The sequence below is a fragment of the Arachidicoccus sp. genome, assembly GCF_050436765.1.
Taxonomy (GTDB): Bacteria; Bacteroidota; Bacteroidia; order Chitinophagales; family Chitinophagaceae; genus Arachidicoccus.
The window spans coordinates 1-1,283 of sequence record NZ_JBNQGD010000056.1; the positions used below are offsets into that span (position 1 = coordinate 1).

The following is a 1,283-nucleotide window of genomic DNA, read 5'->3' on the forward strand; positions in this document are numbered from 1 at the left end:
GAAGAATGGAGTCCAATTTATTCCAACCATATTCAAAGTTTTAACTATTACCACGGATCGTCTGGATACAAATTGATTGGCGTGATTGTACACAGTGGCCCAAAAGACTGTGGATATTACACTTTTTATTTGTTGCGCAACAATCAATGGTCTTTGTATGACAATGGTAAAGTGACGGCTGTTTCAACAGAACAAGTGCCAAGAGAAAAAGCGTACGTGTATTTGTACGAGCAACAATAAATTTAAGCTTCCTGTGTGTTTAAATTTGATTGGTATTTATTGTTTGAGCTTTAGTTAATTGTTCATTTAAAAGGTTTTAGTTGCAAAATCTATTTATTGTGCATATTTGTATAGTGTGCTTTGCCATTTGTTGAGCAAGAGCATAACTTCGATTTGTTTATTTTTCTAACGAGGCCAATTGTTCATTTACGCATTTTTGTTCTTTACACGCAAATAAACAAGTTTTTTGAACAGTAGGCAAGTGCTTATTTGGCAATTTGCTTTGACAAGGGAACATACTTAACTTAAGGCCGGTTTTCGGGGCGGGAATATATTCATTTGATAGCTCTCGCAAAATTAGATCGAGGTTCCTAGATCATTTTAACCTGACTCGCGGTTCCAATAGGTGAAAAATGCAAAAATAAAAAATTTTCCACCAGCCACCGCATAACAACATTTTTTGGGAGCGCATGCGTAGAGCCTGTGTAGTCGAGTGGTTTGTGCGCGCGCCCGCATTCCTTTTTCTCTCAACTTTTGAGCACCAAAAGTCCCTGCAAACTTTTTTGTCAATTTTTCATATTCTGCCTGTTTGGTTGAAGATTCGTTTCTTTATTTGATTTGTTGTGGTTCTTTGATGTGTTTTTAAGGTCGTTTTTAAATTTTTGATTTAATTGCGTGCGTTTTTCGATATGCCCGTTAACGCGGCTGTAGTTATTGGGTTATTGAAGGTGAAATTTCTGGAACAAACGCCCACTAATCCAACACGTGACGAAAAAATTGGCCGATGCTATCTCGCGAATTATTGATCAAAGTGTTGACAGTGAAGATTTTGAATTTGAAGAGCAGGAGTTTTTGGAATTCGGAAAAGAAAAATTTGATGAGGAATGGACAGCGGACGATAATTTTTACGAACCCGGTAGTCTTTTTGATCCTGATTTGGACACTGCTCAAGTGCGTTTTAGTGGTGATTATGTTGACAAAGATACAGTTATCGAGGCAGTAAAATATCGGACACTGAAAAGTGGAAAAATCCAAAAAAGTTGAAAAAAAATTTAAAAAAACCT

2 protein-coding genes are annotated in these 1,283 nt (G+C 36.6%); both read left to right on the top strand.

Annotated features, from left to right (window positions below; genetic code table 11):
• Positions 1-240: hypothetical protein (locus tag ACQR30_RS02255; protein WP_429730663.1), on the top strand; the 240-nt coding region annotated here is incomplete at its 5' end.
• A gap of 744 nt (positions 241-984) precedes the next feature.
• Complete coding sequence (locus ACQR30_RS02260) at positions 985-1,263, top strand: hypothetical protein (RefSeq protein ID WP_429730665.1); 279 nt, start codon at positions 985-987, stop codon at positions 1,261-1,263.
• Positions 1,264-1,283: the final 20 nt, after the last annotated feature.